21 protein-coding genes are annotated in these 15,162 nt (G+C 62.7%); 12 read left to right on the forward strand and 9 right to left on the reverse strand.

The features are described 5' to 3' along the window. Positions 1-101: 101 nt before the first annotated feature. The 10 genes from ACEN84_RS15245 (at position 102) to ACEN84_RS15290 (ending at position 7,602) form a co-directional block, all read left to right on the forward strand. Positions 102-251, forward strand: a complete 150-nt coding sequence (locus ACEN84_RS15245; protein WP_413709161.1) for a DUF3563 family protein — start codon at positions 102-104, stop codon at positions 249-251. A 160-nt stretch (positions 252-411) separates the two neighbouring features. Next, positions 412-1,002, forward strand: a complete 591-nt coding sequence (locus ACEN84_RS15250; RefSeq protein ID WP_112719582.1) for a DUF2062 domain-containing protein — start codon at positions 412-414, stop codon at positions 1,000-1,002. A 25-nt stretch (positions 1,003-1,027) separates the two neighbouring features. Then, the gene (gene acpS, locus ACEN84_RS15255; protein WP_112719581.1) at positions 1,028-1,432 is read left to right on the forward strand and encodes a holo-ACP synthase; all 405 of its coding nucleotides are present in this window, start codon (positions 1,028-1,030) and stop codon (positions 1,430-1,432) included. A gap of 115 nt (positions 1,433-1,547) precedes the next feature. Continuing rightward, positions 1,548-2,291 (forward strand): signal peptidase I, encoded by a 744-nt coding sequence (lepB, locus tag ACEN84_RS15260; protein ID WP_112719580.1) that lies wholly within the window; start codon positions 1,548-1,550, stop codon positions 2,289-2,291. Beyond that, positions 2,288-3,007, forward strand: a complete 720-nt coding sequence (gene rnc / locus ACEN84_RS15265) for a ribonuclease III (RefSeq protein WP_203429198.1) — start codon at positions 2,288-2,290, stop codon at positions 3,005-3,007. Before lepB ends, rnc begins: the two co-directional genes overlap by 4 nt. A 7-nt stretch (positions 3,008-3,014) precedes the next feature. After that, on the forward strand, positions 3,015-3,956 hold the full coding sequence (gene era, locus ACEN84_RS15270) for a GTPase Era (protein ID WP_413709162.1): 942 nt from the start codon (positions 3,015-3,017) through the stop codon (positions 3,954-3,956). Positions 3,957-4,298: 342 nt separating this feature from the next. Continuing rightward, a complete protein-coding gene (locus tag ACEN84_RS15275; protein ID WP_112719577.1) occupies positions 4,299-5,051 on the forward strand; it encodes a Crp/Fnr family transcriptional regulator in 753 nt (250 codons plus the stop codon). 227 nt (positions 5,052-5,278) lie between these two features. Beyond that, a complete protein-coding gene (locus ACEN84_RS15280) occupies positions 5,279-5,638 on the forward strand; it encodes a response regulator (RefSeq protein WP_130282870.1) in 360 nt (119 codons plus the stop codon). Positions 5,639-5,705: 67 nt separating this feature from the next. Then, a complete protein-coding gene (recO, locus tag ACEN84_RS15285) occupies positions 5,706-6,500 on the forward strand; it encodes a DNA repair protein RecO (RefSeq protein WP_112719575.1) in 795 nt (264 codons plus the stop codon). 106 nt (positions 6,501-6,606) lie between these two features. Beyond that, a complete protein-coding gene (locus ACEN84_RS15290; protein WP_413711311.1) occupies positions 6,607-7,602 on the forward strand; it encodes an aldo/keto reductase in 996 nt (331 codons plus the stop codon). Here the strand turns inward: ACEN84_RS15290 and ACEN84_RS15295 are convergent. Beyond that, positions 7,599-8,456, reverse strand: a complete 858-nt coding sequence (locus tag ACEN84_RS15295) for an MOSC domain-containing protein (protein WP_413709163.1) — start codon at positions 8,454-8,456, stop codon at positions 7,599-7,601. The genes ACEN84_RS15290 and ACEN84_RS15295 overlap by 4 nt on opposite strands. A gap of 9 nt (positions 8,457-8,465) precedes the next feature. After that, complete coding sequence (locus tag ACEN84_RS15300) at positions 8,466-9,110, reverse strand: HD domain-containing protein (RefSeq protein ID WP_413709164.1); 645 nt, start codon at positions 9,108-9,110, stop codon at positions 8,466-8,468. A 265-nt stretch (positions 9,111-9,375) separates the two neighbouring features. On the opposite strand from ACEN84_RS15300, the gene ACEN84_RS15305 reads away from it, so the two are divergent. Then, positions 9,376-9,690 carry a hypothetical protein gene (locus tag ACEN84_RS15305; RefSeq protein ID WP_413709165.1) on the forward strand — a complete coding sequence of 105 codons (315 nt, stop codon included), beginning with the start codon at positions 9,376-9,378 and terminating at the stop codon, positions 9,688-9,690. Between the two features lie 115 nt (positions 9,691-9,805). Continuing rightward, on the forward strand, positions 9,806-10,321 hold the full coding sequence (locus tag ACEN84_RS15310; RefSeq protein ID WP_413709166.1) for a superoxide dismutase family protein: 516 nt from the start codon (positions 9,806-9,808) through the stop codon (positions 10,319-10,321). An 82-nt stretch (positions 10,322-10,403) separates the two neighbouring features. Here the strand turns inward: ACEN84_RS15310 and ACEN84_RS15315 are convergent, their stop codons facing one another. From ACEN84_RS15315 to ACEN84_RS15345, 7 genes are all read right to left on the reverse strand, one after another. Next, the gene (locus ACEN84_RS15315; RefSeq protein WP_413709167.1) at positions 10,404-10,979 is read right to left on the reverse strand and encodes a hypothetical protein; all 576 of its coding nucleotides are present in this window, start codon (positions 10,977-10,979) and stop codon (positions 10,404-10,406) included. 54 nt (positions 10,980-11,033) lie between these two features. Then, positions 11,034-11,942 (reverse strand): mechanosensitive ion channel family protein, encoded by a 909-nt coding sequence (locus ACEN84_RS15320; protein WP_199628867.1) that lies wholly within the window; start codon positions 11,940-11,942, stop codon positions 11,034-11,036. 61 nt (positions 11,943-12,003) lie between these two features. Next, entirely contained in the window at positions 12,004-12,534 is a 531-nt protein-coding gene (locus tag ACEN84_RS15325; RefSeq protein WP_413709168.1) for a tyrosine phosphatase family protein, read from the reverse strand. Beyond that, on the reverse strand, positions 12,531-13,103 hold the full coding sequence (locus tag ACEN84_RS15330) for a YfbR-like 5'-deoxynucleotidase (RefSeq protein WP_112719679.1): 573 nt from the start codon (positions 13,101-13,103) through the stop codon (positions 12,531-12,533). The genes ACEN84_RS15325 and ACEN84_RS15330 overlap by 4 nt, the downstream gene beginning before the upstream one ends. 26 nt (positions 13,104-13,129) lie before the next feature. After that, positions 13,130-13,969, reverse strand: a complete 840-nt coding sequence (locus ACEN84_RS15335; RefSeq protein ID WP_413709169.1) for a YgfZ/GcvT domain-containing protein — start codon at positions 13,967-13,969, stop codon at positions 13,130-13,132. A 76-nt stretch (positions 13,970-14,045) separates the two neighbouring features. After that, entirely contained in the window at positions 14,046-14,798 is a 753-nt protein-coding gene (locus ACEN84_RS15340) for a hypothetical protein (protein ID WP_413709170.1), read from the reverse strand. A 15-nt stretch (positions 14,799-14,813) separates the two neighbouring features. Further along, entirely contained in the window at positions 14,814-15,071 is a 258-nt protein-coding gene (locus tag ACEN84_RS15345) for a hypothetical protein (RefSeq protein ID WP_112719678.1), read from the reverse strand. Positions 15,072-15,162: the final 91 nt, after the last annotated feature.

Raw genomic sequence — 15,162 nt, forward strand, 5'->3', positions numbered from 1 at the left:
TAATGCGCATGGCTGCACCTGTATTAGAGCGTTGGTAATTGTGCGCTGCAGCACTTATCTTCCGTGTCATCAGAGAATGAACGAAAGAAAGAGGCAACGCTATGTTTGGTCCTATCAAGAAAATCGCCCGCGCTCTTCGCGCTCCGAATGCTCAGGAACGTGAAATGGCCTACCTGAACGGCTCGTACGACCGTATCGATCTTGAGCATCGTCAGCGTCAGGTTGATCGCGGTCTGTTTCGTACCCGTTAATACCGCGTTAATACTTGCGAAGATGTGATGGGGCGCCATGCATTATGTGTGCCCTGTGAGTAGACACTGAAAAGTGTGACGACAGCAAAGAGCGGCAGGCGGACCCCGTGATTTTTCGCCGCTCTTGTCATGGTGAGGTGCGCTGCGCTAAATAGCCGCGATGTTGTTCCGCCGTAGAAAACCTGCAGGATTTCGCGAGAGAATGCGGGAGGCCTTGTGGCCCCGCAAAGGCTTTCTGCGTCCCGCGCGCTATCTGAGAATGCGCGTCATGAGATTGACGGCCTCGCCGCATGCTGTTGCGGCGGGCGTGGCCGCTGGTGTGTTCGTGTCCTGGACGCCGTTCATCGGCGTGCATTTCATCATGGCCTTCGTGATCACCTATTTCCTCTCGGGAAACATGGTGGCCGCGGCACTCGGATGCGCCGCCTTCGGAAATCCGCTGACCTATCCCTTCATCTGGGGCATCACCTGGGAAATCGGCCATCTCGTGCTCGCCCGCAAGGATACGCTGGGCGGCCAGTCGATCGATCTCCACGAGATGTTCCACCAGCTGAATTTCACCGAGCTCTGGCGCCCCGTGCTGGAGCCGATGTTGATCGGCGCCATCCCGCCCGGTGCCGTCACCTCGGTTGTGCTTTACGCGCTGACGTTCTACACCGTCAGGGGCTTCCAGTCCCGCCGCCGTGCCCGCCTGATGGAGCGCGCCAAGCTGCGTCTCAGCCATCAGGTGCATGACGTGCCCACCGTCTGACGTTCCGCCCGCAGAAGGACCTTTCATGATCATCGGTATTGGCAGCGACCTCATCGACATCCGCCGCGTCGAAAAGTCGATCGAGCGTTTCGGCGAGCGTTTCACAAACCGCTGCTTCACCGATGTCGAGCGCGCCCGCTCCGACCGCCGGGCGAACCGCGCCGAATCCTACGCCAAGCGCTTTGCCGCCAAGGAAGCCTGCTCCAAGGCGCTCGGCACCGGCATCGCTCAGGGCGTCTTCTGGAAGGACATGGGCGTCGTCAACCTGCCGAGCGGCAAGCCGACGATGAAGCTGACGGGTGGGGCTGCCGTCATCCTGGAAGCGATGATGCCTGCCGGGCACCGTCCGGTCATTCATTTGACAATAACCGATGATTATCCGCTTGCTCAGGCATTCGTGATCATCGAGGCGCTGCCTGAAGCCGGCTGAGCCGCGGCCTGTCGTCGCTTTTAATGTTCGCGCCATTGCCGCCACCGGCCGAAGCCGCTAGAGAGAAGCAACTATAGAATTGCGCCGCTTCGGCGCCTTTAAGGAATAAGACTGCGTGTCCGAAAAAGCCGATACCAAGCCGAACGCTCTGTGGGAAAACATCAAGGTCATCATCCAGGCATTGCTGCTGGCGATGGTGATCCGCACGGTCTTCTTCCAGCCTTTCACCATCCCGTCCGGCTCGATGATGCCGACGCTCCTGGTCGGTGACTACATCTTCGTCAACAAGTTCGCTTACGGCTATTCGAAATACTCGCTGCCCTTCTCGCCGAACCTGTTCAGCGGCCGTATTTTCGGCAGCGAGCCGGCGCGCGGCGATATCGTCGTCTTCCGCTTCCCGCCGAACCCCGAGATCGATTACATCAAGCGCGTCGTCGGTCTCCCGGGCGACAAGATCCAGGTGACGAACGGCGTTCTCCTGATCAACGGCAAGCCGGTTCCGAAGGTCGCAGACGGCACCTTCAATTCCGACTATGCGCAGGATCCGGGCCAGGACGTTCCGGTTTTCCGCGAAACGCTGGATGACGGCAAGACCTACGACACGCTCGACCAGTCGCCGGTGTCCCGTGGTGACAACACCCAGGAATTCGTCGTTCCCGAAGGCCATTACTTCATGATGGGCGACAACCGTGACAACTCGCTGGACAGCCGCTTCGACGTCGGCTTCGTGCCGGCCGAGAACCTCGTTGGCCGCGCCAGCGTCATCTTCTTCTCGCTCGGCAACGACACCTCGTTCCGCGAAATCTGGAAATGGCCTTCCAACATGCGTTGGGACCGTCTCTTCAAGGTCGTTGAATGAGCAAGGCTCAGACGCTCTCGGCGGCAGACCGGACCAAGCTTGAAGCTTTGATCGGTCACGAGTTCGCCGAGAAGGAGCGCCTGGACCGCGCCTTGACGCATGCCAGCGCCCGAACGCAGAAGGGCGGCAATTACGAACGTCTCGAATTCCTCGGCGACAGAGTGCTCGGCCTCTGCATCGCCGAGCTGCTTTTCAAGACCTTCGGCACTGCCGCGGAAGGTGAGCTCTCTGTCCGGCTGAACCAGCTGGTCAGCGCCGACACTTGCGCGGCTGTCGCAGACGAGCTCGACCTGCATCTTTTCATCCGCACCGGCGCCGACGTGAAGAAACTCACCGGCAAGCGGATGATGAACGTGCGTGCCGATGTGGTCGAAAGCCTGATCGCCGCGCTTTATCTCGACGGTGGTCTGGAGACCGCCCGCCGCTTCATCCTGAAGTTCTGGGAGAAGCGGGCGGTGCGTGCCGATGGCGCCCGCCGGGATGCCAAGACCGAATTGCAGGAATGGGCCCACGCGAAATTTGGCGTGACGCCCCTATATCGTGTTGAAGAACGCACCGGGCCGGATCATGATCCACGCTTCACGGTGACGGTGGAAGTGGCCGGTGTCTCCCCGGAAACGGGTATCGACCGCTCCAAGCGCGCAGCCGAACAGGCCGCAGCGACAAGAATGCTCGAACGCGAAGCTATTTGGCAGAAGTCCTCTGCCGGGAATTGACGGAACGATGACCGAAGAAAACGACATGGCGCATGATGGCGCCCAAGAAACGCATGGCCCAACGCATTCCGGCTTCGTCGCCCTGATCGGGCCGACAAACGCCGGCAAGTCGACGCTGGTCAACCGGCTGGTCGGCGCCAAGGTGTCGATCGTCAGCCACAAGGTTCAGACGACGCGCGCCATCGTGCGCGGCATCGCGATCCACAACAAAGCCCAGATCGTCTTCATGGACACGCCAGGCATCTTCAAGCCGCGCCGCCGGCTCGACCGCGCCATGGTGACGTCGGCCTGGGGCGGCGCCAAGGATGCGGATGTCATCATGCTGCTGATCGATAGCGAGCGCGGGTTGCGCGGCGATGCAGAGGCCATTCTGGAGGGACTGAAAGAGGTCCCGCAGAGGAAGATCCTGGTGTTGAACAAGATCGACCGCGTCAACCGCGAACTGCTGCTGGCGCTGGCCGCGACCGCCAACCAGACCGTCCAGTTCGACCAGACCTTCATGATCTCGGCCGAAAACGGCTCGGGCTGCGACGATGTCATGGACTATCTCGCCAAGACGCTTCCTGAAGGCCCGTGGTACTATCCGGAAGACCAGATCTCCGATCTGCCGATGCGCCAGCTCGCCGCCGAAATCACCCGCGAAAAGCTCTTCCTGCGCCTGCACCAGGAACTTCCCTATTCGTCTCACGTCGAGACCGAGAAGTGGGAAGAGCGCAAGGACGGCTCGGTACGCATCGAGCAGGTCATCTATGTCGAGCGCGACAGCCAGAAGAAGATCGCGCTTGGCAAGGGCGGCGAAACCATCAAGGCGATCTCGTCGGCATCGCGCCGCGAGCTCTCCGAAATCCTCGAGCAGAACGTCCATCTCTTCCTGTTCGTCAAGGTACGCGAGAACTGGGGCGACGACCCCGAGCGCTTCCGCGAAATGGGACTGGATTTCCCGCACTGACGGGGGTGGGGCGGTGCAAGAACTTTGATTGCAGCGCCCGTAGCCCCCTCATCCGCCTGCCGGCACCTTCTCCCCAAGGGGAGAAGGGACTAGCCGCAACGTTCCCGTTCCCTTCTCCCCTTGGGGAGAAGGTGGCCCGATAGGTTTCAGGCGCAACTTGTTGCGCCGGGGATGAGGGGGCTCCAAGAACCCAGCGGCAAGAAATCCCGCTCGCTCTCCTCACGCCATTGTTTTTCAATAAAAAATCCCGGCCGTTCGCGGAACAAAATCCCCGCCGTCGCATTTCCAGCATCGAACGGCGCTGCGGACCGGCGGCGCCGATTTTTGCGGGCTCGGGCAGGGATGGCAACGGCAAAACCAGCGCATTCGTTCAAGACACCATGCGAGCAATGTCCCTTGCGGCCATTGCCGCATTTCAGGGAATTCAGCGGTGACGAACTGGATTTCGTCAGCCGTTTCAAGAAGGGCGAGCTTGCCGCCGATGCGGGGGCGACGATCCTCGTCGAGGGTGCCAACAGCGCCCATCTCTTCACCGTGCTCTCCGGCTGGGGCTTTCGCTACAAGACACTGGAAGACGGCCGCCGCCAGATCCTGAACTATGTGATGCCCGGAGACCTGATCGGCCTGCAGGGCACGATCATGGACGAGATGCAGCATTCGGTCGAGGCGCTGTCACCCGTCTCGCTCTGCGTCTTCGAGCGCGACAAGCTGATGACGCTTTATAACAAGCATGCGTCGCTCGCCTTCGATATCACCTGGATCGCCGCGCAGGAGGAGCGAATCCTCGACGAGCATCTGCTGAGTATCGGCCGCCGCACCGCGCTGGAGCGCGCCGCCTATCTCGTCGCTTTCCTTTACGAGCGTGGCAAGCGGCTCAACCTGTTCAACGGCAGAAAATTCATCCCGATCACCCAGCAGCACATTGCCGATACGCTCGGCCTGTCGATCGTCCACACCAACAAGACGCTGAAGAAACTGGCCGAGCGCGGGCTGATCCGCTGGCAGGAGCGCGGCTGCGAGGTGCTGAACGGCGAGGGCCTCTTGGAGATCGCCGGCTGGGAAGGGCTTGCGGAGGGCCGGCGCCCTTTTATATGAGCGTTTCAACAACTATGTCTTTTTTAAATGCAAATCGGTGATATGGAAAATAAGGTGCGGACATGCCACTTTTCCTCCCGGTTTGCTTTCTATCGAGCAGGTGGGGAAGTTAGGGTGTGGACCGCGAGATTTTGCAATCGCGGCGGCCAAGAGGGGCATCAGAGGTAGAAATGCGGTTTGAGAAGACGGTGCGCGCCGTCAGCGGCGCACAGCGAGGGGCATAAATCATGAACGCAACCCGTGTTCTGGTTCTGGAAGACAGTCTCATCATTGCGATGGAAGCGGAAGATATCCTGCGCGCCGTCGGCCTTGAGACGATCGACATTGCCAACAGCCTGGATCAGGCGATGGAGGCCGTCAGCGCCGAGACCTATGATTTCGCGCTGCTCGACGTCAATCTCGGCGAGTCGATGAGCTTCGGCTTTGCCCGTCATCTCAAGGAGCGTTCGATCCCCTTCGGCTTCGTCAGCGGCTATTCCGACACCACGGATTTTCCCGCCGACCTGCAGCAGGTGCCGCTTCTCGTGAAGCCTTTCGACGAAGGCGCCATGCGCGATTTCCTCGCCAAGCTCTTCCCGGGCGAATAACGCCATTCAATGACTTTTGCGGGCGGTTGCTCTAGGATCGATTCCTGAAGTTTTTGGGATTTTGCCGATGCAGTGGCAAGGCAATGCAATCGTTCTGGGCGTGAAGCGTCACGGCGAGACAAGCGTCATCGCCGAAGTGATGACGCGCGACCGCGGCCGCCATCTCGGCCTCGTGCGCTCCGGCCGTTCGCGCAGCATGCAGCCGGTGCTGCAGCCCGGCAACGAGGTCGATGTCATCTGGCGCGCCCGCCTCGACGAGCATCTCGGCGAATTTCGCATCGAGCCGCTGCAACTGCGCGCCGCGAGATTGATGGAGAGCGCCACCGCCGTCTACGGCGTGCAGGCGATGGGCGCGCTGCTGCGGCTGCTGCCGGAGCGCGACCCGCATCCGCATCTCTACGACGCGCTCGAAGTCATCCTCGACAATCTCCACAATCCGACCGATGCCGGCGAGCTCTTCGTCCGCTTCGAGCTCGCGGTGCTGAACGACCTCGGCTACGGCATCGATCTGACCGAATGTGCCGCCACCGGCGTTCGCAACGATCTAGCCTATGTCTCGCCGAAATCCGGCCGCGCCGTCTGCCGCGCGGCGGGCAAGCCCTATGCCGACAAGATGCTGGTCCTGCCGACCTTCCTGTCGGAGGAGGGCAATCACGCCGCCGATTACGACAGCCTGCTCGCCGGTTTCCGGCTCACCAGCTTCTTCCTGCACCGCCATGTCTACGAGCCGCGCGGCATCGATGCCGTCTCGGCCCGCGATGGCTTTATCCAGGCGGCCCTGAAGGCACTCGACCCCTCCCTCAGGGCGCTGCCACCCGGTGCGGCGCATCCCCTCGCGGCAGGCGGCAAGCTGCCGGCCTGAATAGCGGTTTTTCACCCGTGAAAGATATCCTGCAGCCGTGGCGGTTTACGCCGCACTCGGCGCTGCCTATCTCTGCCTGCAACGGCAGATGATCGAGGAGGATGACATGCTGACGAAACCCGATAACGCGACGACGATCACGCTATGGAACGGCCGCGAGATCCCGCGCCTCGGCATGGGGTGCTGGGCGATCGGCGGTCCATTCTACGCCGGCGATGTGCCGCTCGGCTGGGGCGAGGTCGATGACGCCGAATCGCTCCGCGCCATCGCGCGCGCCGTCGATCTCGGCATCCGCTTCTTCGATACCGCATCGAATTACGGGGCAGGGCATTCCGAGGAGATCGTCGGCCGTGCCATCGGCAACCGCGACGACATCGTCGTCGCCACCAAGTTCGGCCACGCGACCGACGAGAAGACCAGGCAGGCGACCGGCGCCTTTGCCGATCCGGCCTTCATCCGTGCTTCTGCCGAGACATCGCTCCGCCGCCTGCGCCGCGAGCGGCTGGATCTCCTGCAGTTCCATCTCAACGATTTCCCGCTGGAAGCATCCGATGAGGTCTTCGAGACGCTGGAGCGATTGAAGGCGGAGGGCAAGGTCGACGCTTTCGGCTGGAGCACCGACTACACGGACCGTGCCGCCCGCCATGTCCATCGCAATGGTTTCGTCTCGATCCAGCATACGATGAACGTCTTCGAGCCGGCGCCCGATATGATCGATGTCATCGAGAAGAACGGCCTGATCTCGATCAATCGCGGCCCGCTCGCCATGGGTCTGCTCAGCGGCAAGTTCACGCCGGGCAAGACGGTTGGCGAGAAGGATGTCCGCGGCGCCAGCCTCGACTGGATGGTCTATTTCAAGGATGGCAAGATCGCGCCGGAATTCGCGGCCCGCCTGGAGGCCGTCCGCAACCTGCTGACCGATGGCGGCCGCACGCTGACGCAGGGCGCGCTCGCCTGGCTCTGGGCGCGCTCGCCGCGCACGCTGCCGATCCCCGGCTTCCGCACGGTGGCGCAGGTCGAGGAAAATGCCGGTGCGCTGGCGAAAGGGCCGCTGCCCGTAGATGTGATGAACGAGATCGACCGGGCGCTTGCTGGCCTTTAGGCGCGGTTGCGCACCTTCAGCGGCCAGCCCTCGGTGCGTTCTTCTATCACCTTGACGGTGTCGCCGACGGCGATCTTGCCGCTGCCGCGCGGCGTCACGTTCCAGCCGAAGAGCGGGCCGGGCACGCGCCGGTCCGCCGACATGCGCAGGCGCCCCATGGCGGGCATCGGGTTTGGCACGTCGCGCGAGCCCGTCTGCTGGTCCTGCGTGGTCATGATGCAGCGGGCGCAGGGTTTGACGAGATCGAAGCGGATGCCGTTGATCTCGATCGCCGCCCAGCGATCCTCCGGCCAGGGCTCGTCGATGTCGACGACGATATTCGGACGGAACCGCTCCATGCCGACGGCGCCTTCGCCGTGGGCCGCAAGATCGGCATTCAGCGCCTTCAGCGAACCGGTTGTCGTCACCAGGATCTGATAGCCGTCGGCAAAGGTAACAGGCGTCTCACCGCCCGCCCATTCGGTGCTGGCGATGCGCTTTGCCTCGCCGTCGAAGAACACCAGCTTCACTTCGCGCCCCAGCCATTCGGAGAGACGGCGGTTGCTGTCGTCGTCGGCAACGGCGGCGTTCACCGGCTCTTTCCAGACCGACACATCCATGCGCCGGCCAGGCTGTAGCGGCGGCACGGCGATCTCGCCCTTGCCATCCATCAACAGGCGGAAGGCGGACGCTTCGGGGCGCACCTCGATGCGCGCCAGATCCTGCAATTCGCGCTGGGTGATGAAATGCCCCTGAGCATCGGTGATCATCGCCCGGCGGTCGCCCGGCAGGCCGAAAGCGTCGATATCGGAGAAGGGGATGGCAATGCCGCGTGCGCTCTTGAGCGGATAGATGAAAAGATCGCTGATGCGCATGCCCGTCTCCTAAATCTCGTCCATGAAATCCGCGAGGAAATCGCGAAGCCGCTTGTCGCGCTCGGCTGCAAGCGTACGGCCTGCTTCCGTCTGGAAGCCGTCAGCCAGTTTGAACAGCTTTGTCTGGAAGTGGTCAATGGCATAGCGCTTGTCGTCGAGCGGGCGCTCCCTGGCATCGGGATCGAAGGGATCGTAAAGCCCCGAGACCATGCGTCCGGCAATGTAGAAACAGCGCGCCGCGCCGACAGCGCCGATCGCGTCCAGCCGGTCGGCATCCTGCAGCATCTTCGCCTCGAGCGTCTCGGGCGTCACATTGGCCGAGAAGCTGTGCGCGGTGATCGCATGGGCGACGGCGGCGATATCCTCTGCCGTCCAGCCCATCTTCTGCAGGATCCCCGATGCCTTCTGGGCGGCGAGCGCCGATGCCTTGGAGCGCAGCGGCGAGCTCTTCTCGACGGCGACGCAATCGTGCAGCAGCACGGCGGCTGCCAGGATCCGGGCGTCGCCGCCCTCGTTCTTCTGGATACGCATGGCGTTCTTGAAGACGCGCAGCACATGCGCCAGATCGTGCGAACCGTCGTCGCCTTCCGTGGCGAATGGAATAAGCTCTGCCGCAAGGCTTTCGAAGGGGGCAAAGGCTTCGGCCTGATGCATTCTCGTCACCGCAATTGTTGGTATGGACGCCCGAGATAAGGCCTCGCGCCGCCAGTTGCAATGAGGCTTTTGGCGAAGGCGGGAAGCCGTGGAAAACGGCGCCCGGGCCACAGGTGAAAACTCTTTGTCAACCTTCCTTAATGCGAAGTTAACAGCTTATTGACCCGACTCACTAAGCACGGTATTCACCGAGTCAGTTTTGATCGTCCAACATTTTGTATTGCGTACAGCCATCACCGGACAGAGACGGTGAACGGAGGTTTGCATGAGCAATGTTTCATCAGTTTCAGACACGGCCTATGCCTATTTGGCAACGCTTTCGCGGCTCGACACCAATGGCGACGGCGTATTGAGCCGTGGCGAGCGTGCTGCCGATGAAAAGCCTGGAATTCTCGCTCAGCTGAGCGAAGACGAACCGCAGTCCGAGCCGCGCTCGACGGCGACCGACAATGTTCTCGCCCTGATGATGGGCCTTCGCGGTGGCGTAAGCGACATGGCGATCAGCGCATCCAATGACGACGGCCTTCCGGATGTTTACCGCAACACCTACGGCCAGTACGATCTCGATATCGCCTCCTGAGGCGCCGGGAATGGCGATTGTACGAAGCCGGTCCTCGTGGCCGGCTTTTGTTTTGCAGGAACCCCTTCCGGCTTGAGACGTTGGACAACGAACAGCCAAGCGGAAGGAAACCCTCATGAAAAAGACAATCGCGCTCGCGGCCTTCGCCTTCGCCGCGGCGGCCTTTGCCGTCAATGCGCAGGACAAGCAGACGGCGACCGCCAATTTCGTCGATGCCAAGGGCAAGGAAACCGGCCGGGCGACGCTGACGGCAGCCGCCAATGGCGGCGTCTTCATCGAGGCCGAGATTGCAGGTCTCCCGGCCAACAAATGGGTCGCCTTCCACGTTCACGAAACCGGCAAATGCGATCCGGCAACGCATCACGAATCGGCCGGCAAGCACTTCAACCCCACCAAGGCCGAGCACGGCTTCCTGGCGGCCAAAGGCCCGCATGCCGGCGACCTGCCGAACCAGTATGTCGGTCAGGACGGCATTCTGCGCGCCCAGGTCTTCGACAGCATGGTGACGCTTGACGGCAAGGAAGACGGCATCCGCGGCCGGGCGCTGATGATCCATGCCAATTCCGACGACTACCGCAGCCAGCCGGCGGGTGATGCGGGCGAGAGGTTGGCTTGTGGAGTGATTGAGTAGGGCTGGGCTGTGGGGTGATTGATTTGCCCTCCGGCGCGCGGGGCCCCCTCATCTGCGCTCCGGGCAGGGCTTGGCCCAACGCTCAGCTGTAATAATACCGCTCGGCATACCATTCCGTCGATGCCATTGGCTTCTCCTGCGCCACCCAGCGGGCGATGTCGCTTTCCTCCAGCAGGTCGGCGGTCATCTGGTCTTCCAGTCCGACGAAGATCAGATTGGTGTTTTCGCGAAGCCGGGGATCGCGAGCAAATCCCATCTTGCTGTCGCTTGCGGTGTGCAGCAGGTTCATCCGCACGTAGAAGAACTCGGGATGGTAATCCATCTCGCTCGCCTCGTTGAAGGCATGGGCTACCTCGATCACTGATTTTTGCGGGCCGCTATAGGCAGTAATCGCTTCGTTCAGCCCGAAGGTCGCGCCATAAAGCCCGACGGAGCGGGCGGGGATGATGCTGACCTCGCCATTCGTCAGGTCGATCTGCTGGCCGGAAAAGCCGATGCTGGCGCCATCGAGCGCACCGCGGAAGAAATAGGAGAACCGGCCGCGGGTCAGATAGATCGCCTGCCAGCGAAACCGGACATACTCCTCCGATTGCGCCGTGAGCCCTTTCAGCGTCGTCAGGCATTGGAGGAATGTGTCCCGGTAGTTCGGCAGCGGCATGGTCAATCTCCTTGAGAGATTAACCGGCAGGGAGTCAAAACGTTCCGCCCTGCGTCACTGACGCGTCGTCTGGTCCTTGGAGGAGGCCCTGCGGCGGGCCGGTTTCTGCGCTTCCTCCGGCTCGGGTTCCGGAACCGCATTGCCATTGGCGGCCGAGACCGGGATCAGGTGGCCGCCTTCGTCGAAGCTCAGCTTGACGCGTTTGACCATGTCGCGGCTCAGCGCCCACCAGTCACCGGTCTTCGCCCAGTAACGCAGCGTCAGCCCGAGCGTCGCGCCGCCGAGCGTATCGATGAACACCGCCGGCGCCGGCGATTTCAGCACGCGCGAATCCTGCCTGGCGATCGACAGCAGCCGGTCCATCGCCGCGTCGATGTCGTCGGCATAGGCGACCGTCACCTTCAGCTCGTTCTGCCGGGTCGGTTCGCGGCTGTAATTGGTGATCGGTGTGTTCCAGAGGATCGAGTTCGGCGCCAGCCGGTATAGACCGTCGCCGGTCTTGAACTCGGTGGCGAAGAGGCCGATCTCGCGCACAGTGCCCGAAATACTGCTGGTCTCGATATATTCGCCGACCCGGAAAGGCCGAAGAATCAGCAGCATGATGCCGGCCGCGATATTCTGCAGCGTCCCCTGCAGCGCCAGGCCGATCGCCAGGCCGGCAGCGCCGAGAGCGGCGATGATCGAGGCCGTCTGCACCCCGAACTGGCCGAGCACGGTGATGAAGACGAGGATGAGGAGTGCGTAGCGCAGGACATTGGTGAAGAAGCGCGCCAGCGTTTCGTCGATGCCGCGCACCCGCGAAATCCCTTCATAGGCCCAGCGGCTGACGAAGCTCGCCATCGCCCATCCGACGATGAGAAGAATGATCGCGCCAAGGATCGAGAAGGAATACTGGACGGCAAGCGCGCTTGCCTGGCTGAGTGCTGTCCGGGTTGCTACGATGACGTCTGTTGCCTGTTCCATGCCTGTTGCCACACCTCGAATTTCCATTGCACTTGGCTAGATGGGGCAGGGTGTGGGAGCGTCAACCGGCTTTTTCGGGCGCGATCGCAAACATGAAAGGCGCATTGCCGTCGGCTTCGGCGCCTCGCCCGATGGCGCGCACGGCATCGACAAGCCTGCCCTTGCGATCGAGCAGCGCATCGCCGATCTCGATGATCCGGGTGTTCGGCGTGGCATAGGGGGAGGCGGCGCGCAGCCGCTCTGCAAGCGCCGTCTCATCCTGATCGGGCACCAGCGAAAGGGCTGCGACAAGGGCAGCCGCCGGTGATCGAGACACGCCCATCCAGCAATGAACGAGCAGCGGCGCGCTCTGGTCCCAAGCGGCGGCAAAGCCGATGATCTCGCGCACATGCGCTTCGCCGGGCGCTACCAGGTTGCCGGTACCCTTGACGGCGATGTCGTTCATATGCAGCAGCAGATGGCGGCTGGCGGAAATGACGCCCGGGCGGTGGAACGCCTGTTCCTTGGCCATCAGGCTCACCATTTCGCGGGCGCCGTGGCGCACGGCCATCTCGGCGATGCGGGCAAGCGGCGAGACGACGATCCGCGTCACGGCTTGGCGCTCCTGAGGGCCTCGATCGCCGCAAAGCGATCGCAGAACAGCTGCTGCGCCTCGGTGGCCGGCAGCGGCTCGATCAGCAGCATTTCCTTGGTGATGCCGCGCGGCTGGCCGAAGAACTTCTGCGCTTCGACGGAGGTAAAACCGGCAAGGCAGGTCGCCTCGAAATAGGCGGCGATGGTGTCGGCCTTCTTGATCTTGTCCTTGAGCTCGCGCGAGGCATGCGGCGGCAGGCCGAAGCGCAGATGCACCGCCGCCTCCAGCCGCTTCTCGACGGTCTTATAGCCGCCGCCGACGACGGATTTGAACGGCGAGATCATGTCGCCGATCACATATTCCGGGGCGTCATGCAGCAGCGCCATCAGGCAGTCGCTGGCGCTCGCCTCGTTGAGGCGGCGGAAGATGTCCTCGACGACGAGGCTGTGCTGCGCAACCGAGAAGGCGTGATTTCCCGAGGTCTGGCCGTTCCAGCGCGCCACACGGGCAAGACCGTGGGCGATATCGCTGAGCTCGACATCGAGCGGCGACGGATCGAGAAGATCGAGCCGCCTGCCGGAGAGCATGCGCTGCCAGGCGCGGGGCGGCTTCGTCACGCGCTGGCCTCGTCGGATGTGGACGGGAAGGCAAGGCCGCTCCAGCCGGGCAGGGCGAGCGTGACAGGCACGTCACCGGCAAGCAGCGGCGTTTCCGCCGCCATCGCTTCGCCGGCGCGGTCGATGCGCACGATCGCCAGTCCGCTCTTGCCGCTGACCGTGCCGAGCGTGCCGACCGGCTTGCCGCCGGCGGTGATCTCGGTGCCCGGCGCGGGCAGTTCCGTGCCAGCGGAAACCGTCACCACGCGCCGCCGCGCTGTGCCGCGATGCTGCATGCGGGAGACGACTTCCTGGCCGACATAGCACCCCTTCTTGAAGGAGAGCCCGCCGTTCAGATCCATCAGCACGTCATGCGGGAAGGCGTCCTGCAGCGCGAAGTCGGCGCCCGAGGTGACGATACCATGCGCCGCGCGCAGGCCGTCATAGAGCGCCACATCGTCAGTGCCGTGCTTTCCGGCCTGGCGTCGAAGTGTGATTCCCGCCCTGGCAAAGCGGCTATCGGCAGCGCCATCGGCCGCATCGCTGTCCCAGGAAACGGTCACGCCCTCGGCGTCCACCGGCGCAAGCGTCACGGCGGCGCGCAGCTTGTACATGGTCAGCCGCTTCGTCAGCGCTTCGAACTGCTCGCGCTCGGTCTCGATGACGAAATCCGTGCCATCGCGCCAGATCATGAAATCGAAGAGAATCTTGCCCTGCGGCGTCAGTAGCGCGCCCGGGCGTGCCTCATCCAGCGCCATCGAGACGATATCGGTGGTGATGAGGTTCTGCAGGAAGGACTCGGCGTCCGCGCCACCGATCCTGAGAAGGGTGCGGTGCGGAAGAAAGACGGAGGGCATGGCGAAACCTGTCGCGTTCGTGATCGCTCAGAGTTAAGTCTTCCGCGCCGCCGCTGCAAGCGGCGGGCAGGGGCGATCAATCGCCGGCGGTGAAGAACTTCCACTTGCCGTCGGGCGCAATGCCGAGGCGGTAAAAATTGTAGCCGCCGAATTCCTGCATGTCGGAAAGATCGCCTGCGGTGACGATGCGCAGCAGCTCGACGCGCTCCGGCGGCGTCAGCGCCTTCAGGTCCTTCTCGGCGAAATAGGGCCAGACATAGGCCTCATCGGCAGTACCGGCGCCGACATGCACGAAACCGGTGGAGATGACGTCGAGGATGATCGCCAGGATCTCGTCGCCATCAGGATCACCGGAAAGGTCCTTCAGCGTGCCGATCGGATCGTCGGTCGGCTGGCCGACGCTGACCTGCGTCTGCTGTGCGCCGGTGCCCATCAGCGGGCGGAGACGCTCGAGGTCGCCGGAAGCCGCCGCTTCGACGATCTGTTCGCGCATCTTGCGCACGGGTTCGGGAACCTTGGTGATGTCGTAGATCACGTCGACGGGCTTGCCGCTGTCGGATGCGCCTGGCGTCTTGTCGGTGCTCTGCGCCGCATGATCCTTGGTCACCAGCGGATCGGGCATCGGCACGCCGGGCGTCGCGGCCGGCGGTGTCTGCGTCTGCTGGGTGTTCTTCTGGTCGGTCGCCTGCGGATCAGGCTGTCCGGGTGCCTTGTGCAGCTCTGAAAGCGCAAAGGCTGCGGGTGCCGCGAAAATGCCGGCGCCAGCGCATAGAGCAACGAGAAGCGGCGCGATCAGCCGCCGCGGGGCCTTGTCCTTACCGGTGTGCATCCGACTCTCTAATTTTTACTGCAGTCTGCGGTTCGGAGAAAACTCGCCAGCAAGCATACGTTCACGCAGCGAATCGAGCAGGGCTTCCGCGCTGTTTTCGCCATGCAGGCGGATCGTTTCGCGAAGGGCGTGAATGATGGCGGTGTCGGCGATGATCTCAGGCTCGATGCCGTCGGCCATGCCGTCAGCCCAAGCTTCGTTGTGGTACTCCAAAGCCGCCTGCATCTTTTCATGGACGATCATGTCGTCGATGTCGTTGAGGCTCGGTTCCATTTTCTTTTCCTCGAACTGCATGCCTTACTGCCTGGTTAACAATTCTATCAGCCTTTTCCCAAAACGACACGCGCGGGAGTGAAAACAGGTT

The organism is Rhizobium sp. Rhizsp82 (assembly GCF_047325115.1).
Lineage (GTDB): Bacteria > Pseudomonadota > Alphaproteobacteria > Rhizobiales > Rhizobiaceae > Rhizobium.

Excerpts from the sequence above, each read along its gene's own strand:
- ACEN84_RS15250 (WP_112719582.1), top strand. The coding sequence starts at position 412 with ATGTTGTTCCGCCGTAGAAAACCTGCAGGATTTCGCGAGAGAATGCGG.
- ACEN84_RS15280 (WP_130282870.1), top strand. The coding sequence starts at position 5,279 with ATGAACGCAACCCGTGTTCTGGTTCTGGAAGACAGTCTCATCATTGCG.
- ACEN84_RS15300 (WP_413709164.1), bottom strand. The coding sequence starts at position 9,110 with ATGCATCAGGCCGAAGCCTTTGCCCCCTTCGAAAGCCTTGCGGCAGAG.
- ACEN84_RS15330 (WP_112719679.1), bottom strand. The coding sequence starts at position 13,103 with ATGCTCTCCGGCAGGCGGCTCGATCTTCTCGATCCGTCGCCGCTCGAT.
- ACEN84_RS15245 (WP_413709161.1), top strand. The coding sequence starts at position 102 with ATGTTTGGTCCTATCAAGAAAATCGCCCGCGCTCTTCGCGCTCCGAAT.
- ACEN84_RS15275 (WP_112719577.1), top strand. The coding sequence starts at position 4,299 with ATGGCAACGGCAAAACCAGCGCATTCGTTCAAGACACCATGCGAGCAA.
- ACEN84_RS15315 (WP_413709167.1), bottom strand. The coding sequence starts at position 10,979 with ATGCCGCTGCCGAACTACCGGGACACATTCCTCCAATGCCTGACGACG.
- era (WP_413709162.1), top strand. The coding sequence starts at position 3,015 with ATGACCGAAGAAAACGACATGGCGCATGATGGCGCCCAAGAAACGCAT.
- ACEN84_RS15305 (WP_413709165.1), top strand. The coding sequence starts at position 9,376 with ATGAGCAATGTTTCATCAGTTTCAGACACGGCCTATGCCTATTTGGCA.
- ACEN84_RS15345 (WP_112719678.1), bottom strand. The coding sequence starts at position 15,071 with ATGGAACCGAGCCTCAACGACATCGACGACATGATCGTCCATGAAAAG.
- ACEN84_RS15320 (WP_199628867.1), bottom strand. The coding sequence starts at position 11,942 with ATGGAACAGGCAACAGACGTCATCGTAGCAACCCGGACAGCACTCAGC.
- recO (WP_112719575.1), top strand. The coding sequence starts at position 5,706 with ATGCAGTGGCAAGGCAATGCAATCGTTCTGGGCGTGAAGCGTCACGGC.
- acpS (WP_112719581.1), top strand. The coding sequence starts at position 1,028 with ATGATCATCGGTATTGGCAGCGACCTCATCGACATCCGCCGCGTCGAA.
- ACEN84_RS15310 (WP_413709166.1), top strand. The coding sequence starts at position 9,806 with ATGAAAAAGACAATCGCGCTCGCGGCCTTCGCCTTCGCCGCGGCGGCC.
- ACEN84_RS15290 (WP_413711311.1), top strand. The coding sequence starts at position 6,607 with ATGCTGACGAAACCCGATAACGCGACGACGATCACGCTATGGAACGGC.
- ACEN84_RS15335 (WP_413709169.1), bottom strand. The coding sequence starts at position 13,969 with ATGCCCTCCGTCTTTCTTCCGCACCGCACCCTTCTCAGGATCGGTGGC.
- ACEN84_RS15340 (WP_413709170.1), bottom strand. The coding sequence starts at position 14,798 with ATGCACACCGGTAAGGACAAGGCCCCGCGGCGGCTGATCGCGCCGCTT.
- ACEN84_RS15295 (WP_413709163.1), bottom strand. The coding sequence starts at position 8,456 with ATGCGCATCAGCGATCTTTTCATCTATCCGCTCAAGAGCGCACGCGGC.
- rnc (WP_203429198.1), top strand. The coding sequence starts at position 2,288 with ATGAGCAAGGCTCAGACGCTCTCGGCGGCAGACCGGACCAAGCTTGAA.